1 protein-coding gene is annotated in these 3,782 nt (G+C 64.1%); it reads right to left on the bottom strand.

Annotation, left to right across the window (positions count from 1 at the left end; all coding sequences use genetic code 11):
* Positions 1-1,160 precede the first annotated feature (1,160 nt).
* Positions 1,161-3,782 (bottom strand): carbamoyl-phosphate synthase large subunit (gene carB / locus NTX40_00395; protein ID MCX5647551.1); only part of this gene is annotated, 2,622 nt, incomplete at its 5' end.

Below are 3,782 nucleotides of genomic sequence, written 5' to 3' on the forward strand. Positions count from 1 at the left end.
GCTAGCGCGGATTTAGTGCTTTTTTCGACTTTTTTCACGTTTTTGGGGCGGTTTTTACCGGTTTTTGGGCCCTATTTCGCACTCTTTTCATCCATGTCATGTGCATACCTTTATGTGCATAACTTCCGCCGGACGCACGTAACCCTCCTTCGCCAAGGCTTCGGAGGGCAGGGTCGTTTTGGGCGGGAAAATCTCGCATTTGACAAAGAAACAGCCGCGGCAACGCGGCCCCTCGACCATGCTCGGGCCGCCCTGAGCCGTTCGACCATGCCCTTCGAGAGCCTCAGGGCCCTGAGCATGGTCGAAGGGCTCACGGCCCTGAGCCCCCGTCGCCCCTCGACCACGCTCGGGGCGACCCTGAGTGTGTCGAAGGGTCGAAGGGCAAGGTCGAAGGGCGTAACGCCTTGTCCAGACGTGGGTTAACCGCAGATGAAGGCCGGGACGGCCAGTGACTGAGGGACTGAGGGTGCCTGGGTGCCTGGGTGACTGAGTGCCTGAGGGTGCCTGAGTGCCTGAGGGTGTCTGAGTGCCTGAGGGTGCCTGAGTGCCTGAGGGTGCCTGAGTGCCTGAGGGTGCCTGAGCGCCTGAGGCGGGGCGAGAGCGGGCGTCGCCGGAGGCTTCCACCGTCGCCCTGCGGGCTTTGGCAGACAAGTCGGCGTGGCAAGCAAGACGCCGTGGCAGGCAGGGGGAATCCTTCGATCCCGGTCCCGACCTGTCGGGAGGACTCAGGGCAGGCTTCGGGGGTCGGGACAGGCAGCAGGATGGGGGGGGCGGAAAGCGTGCCGCCGGGCGACGAGGGCGATTTCACTCTTGACGGTGTGAAGTAAACCAGGTCCCGTCCCCCCGAGCGTCACATAGAGCAAAATGAAGCGGATGGCGGCGCCGTCGGGTTCGCGGTTGGTTTGCAGGACCTTTTCTTCCTGCCTCCGGTAGTCCAGGTAGCCATCTGTCGCATCTGAAATGGCTTTCCTGATCTGGAGCCGGATGCATTCCGACAGGGCGCGGGCAGACCATCGGCTATAAGCGAATCCTGCGTTTTTCGACTGTGACGGCCGCGAAGGTGCGCCTCAGGATTGAGGACGCCCGGGCCTGCCCGACGATATCGCACCTCGGTCTGTTCCTGGCCCCGGAGGCATTGGAAAAGTAGGGAAAGGGGATTCTTAGGAACGGCGTCGTCGGCGGGCGGCGGATTTTTTCTTGGGCGAGGGGGACCTTTTCTTCGGCGGCGTGTAGTGCCCGCCGTATTCCTGGAGAGACTGGACCTCCAGGCCGCGCTTCTTGAGGGCCTCGATGCCGTTGACGAAGGCTCCGGCGGCGGCGATGGTGCTGATGAGAGGGATGCCGTTCGCGATGGCCTGGGTGCGGATGGTGATCTCATCCTTGCGGGGCGTTTTGCCGCTCACGGTATTGATGACGAGGCGGACTTCCCGGTTCTTCATGAGGTCCAGGACGTTGGGCTGGCCGACGCTGATGCGTTCCAGGCGCCGGACGCGGACGTCGTTGTGGGCCAGCGCCGCCGCGGTGCCCTCGGTGGCGACGAGACGGAAGCCGAGGTCCTCGAGTTTCTTGGCGATGAAGACGATCTCGCGCTTGTCGCTGTTGCGGACGGAGATGAAAACGGTTCCATCGCGCGGCAGGACGTGTCCCGCGCCCTGCTGGGCCTTGGCGTAGGCCACGCCGAACGACGAATCGATGCCCATGACCTCGCCGGTGCTCTTCATCTCAGGCCCCAGGACCGCATCCACGCCGGGGAACCGGACAAAGGGGAAGACGGAGGCCTTGACGGCAAAGTGGCCGATCGCCACCTCTTTCGTGAACCCAAGGTCCTCGAGCGAGTGGCCGAGCATCACCTTCGTGGCGATGGCCGCCAGGGGGACGCCGATAGCCTTCGAGACGAAGGGGACGGTGCGGCTGGCCCGCGGGTTTACCTCGAAGACGTAGATGACGTCGTCGCGGACGGCATACTGGACGTTCATGAGGCCCTTGACGCCGAGCGCCAGGGCGAGGGCTTTGGTGTGCTCGCGGAGGCGCTCCAAAACCTCGTCGGTGAGGGTGATGGGGGGCATGACCATGGCGGCGTCGCCGGAGTGGACGCCGGCCGGCTCAATATGCTCCAGGATGCCGGCGACGACGCAGGTCTTTCCGTCGGCGACGGCATCGACGTCGATCTCAATGGCATTGTCGAGGAACTTGTCGACGAGGATGGGGTGCTCGGCGAGGGCCTCGGAGGCGATCTTGGCCTCGGCCATGTAGCGCGCGAGTTCGTCCTCGTCGAAGACGATCTCCATGGCGCGGCCTCCGAGAACGTACGACGGCCGGACGACGACGGGGTATCCGATCTCGGCGGCGATGGCCTTGGCCTCCTCGAACGAGTTGGCCGTCCCGTTCTCCGGCTGAATCAGGCCGAGTTTCCCCAGGAGTTGCTGGAAGCGTTGGCGGTCCTCGGCCAGGTCGATGGAATCGGGGCTCGTGCCGAGGATCCGGACGCCCGCCCGCTCCAGGGGGACGGCGAGGTTCAGGGGCGTCTGGCCGCCGAGTTGGACGATGACGCCTTCGGGTTTCTCGGCCCGGACGATGGCCAGCACGTCCTCTCGCGTCAGGGGCTCGAAGTAGAGTTTGTCGGAGGTGTCGTAATCGGTGGAGACGGTTTCGGGGTTGGAGTTGATGATGATGGCCTCGTAGCCGAGTTCCTTGACGGCATAGGCGGCGTGGCAGCAGCAATAGTCGAACTCGATGCCCTGGCCGATGCGGTTCGGACCGCCGCCGAGAATGAGGATCTTCTTCTTGCGGGTGATGCGGTTCTCGTCGACCAGCTCGTAGGTGGAATAGTAGTAGGGGCGGTCGGCGCTGAACTCGCCGGCGCAGGTGTCGACGAGTTTGTAGGCGGGACGGATGCCGCGTTTTTCTCGTTCGTCGGCGACGGCGAGTTCGCCCGCCCCCGTCAGGAACCCGACCTGAACGTCGGAGAAGCCGGCCCGCTTCGCCTCGCGCAGCAGGTCATCGGGCATTCTGGCGAGACGGCCCTTGTACTTGGCGACGCGGCCGGCCGTTGAGAGGATCTCGCGGATGTTTTCGATGAACCACCGGTCGATCTTCGTGAGGTCCGCCACGCGCTCGACGGTCCATCCGCGCTCCAGGGCGGTCTTGACGTAGAAGTGGCGCATGTCATTCGGCACGACGAGTTTGTGGGTCAGTTCGGCGTCGTCCCTCGGGTCGGGGACGAGGTGGTCCTTGCCGTCGAACCCGAGGCCGTAGCGGCCGATCTCGAGGCTGCGGATGCCTTTCTGGAGGGCCTCTTTGAAGGTGCGGCCGATGGCCATCGCCTCGCCGACCGATTTCATGGACGTGTTGATCGTCGGGTTGGCTTGCGGGAACTTTTTGAAGGTGAACCGCGCGATCTTGAAGACGCAGTAATCAACCGTCGGCTCGAAGAAGGTGTAGGTTTTTCCGGTGACGTCGTTGAGGATCTCGTCGAGGGTGAAGCCGACGGCGAGTTTCGTCGCCACGCGGGCGATCGGGAAGCCGGTGGCCTTCGACGCCAGGGCGCTGGAGCGCGACAGGCGCGGGTTCACCTCGATGATGACAATGTCGCCGTTGTCCGGGTTGCCGGCGAACTGGATGTTGATGCCGCCGCCCGTGATGTCGATCTTGCGGATGATGCGGCGGCACAGGTCGGTGTACTCGGTGTATTCCCTGGCGGTGAGCGTCTGCGAGGGGGCGACGACCATCGAGTCGCCCGTGTGGACGCCCATCGGGTCCACGTTCTCCATCGAGGTGATGAT

The organism is Planctomycetota bacterium, from assembly GCA_026387035.1.
Classification (GTDB): Bacteria; Planctomycetota; Phycisphaerae; order FEN-1346; family FEN-1346; genus JAPLMM01.